Source organism: Paenibacillus anseongensis (assembly GCF_009757995.1).
GTDB lineage: Bacteria > Bacillota > Bacilli > Paenibacillales > NBRC-103111 > Paenibacillus_E > Paenibacillus_E chondroitinus.
The window spans coordinates 1-521 of the sequence record NZ_WSEM01000011.1 but is presented as its reverse complement, the minus strand read 5'-3'; the positions used below and the strand labels follow the sequence as shown (position 1 = coordinate 521).

Genomic DNA, 521 nt, shown 5'->3' with positions numbered 1-521 from the left:
ACTGGAGTCGCTTCTTCGACGTACTACGACAGGAGAAAGTCCGAGCAACGAACCACGACGAAGAAAACAATCGCAGTACTTCGTGGTAGACCCGTGACAAATCACTCTTTTACGCGCTCAGGTGAAGCCGTCAGTGATGAGCAGATCGAAGAATGGCTGATGGAACTCGTTTCCGGTGAAGAGCATAGCTATGGCTACTTGATGCTGAATGAATGCTTGCGTATCCAACACAATCTGATCATTAACAAGAAGAAAACGTACCGCCTATGCAAGAAGCTTGGCATCCTTCATCCGCAGCGGCGAAAAAAGATTCATTATCCACGGAAACTGGCTCGTAACCACACGATTACACGTTCAAACCAACTCTGGCAGCTCGACATTAAGTACGGCTATGTGGCAGGTTATGACCAGTTCTTTTATATGGCGGGCATCATTGATGTGTTTGACCGCAGTATCGTAGGTTACCATCTGGGCTCTAGCTGCGACGCAAAGCAGGTCTGTCAAGCAGTAAGAACTGCCCT

Annotated in this window: 1 protein-coding gene; it reads left to right on the top strand. The window is 48.2% G+C overall.

The annotated features are described in order from the left end of the window. Positions 1-93: 93 nt before the first annotated feature. On the top strand, positions 94-521 hold a 428-nt coding region (locus tag GON05_RS39285), incomplete at its 3' end, for a DDE-type integrase/transposase/recombinase (protein ID WP_338114056.1).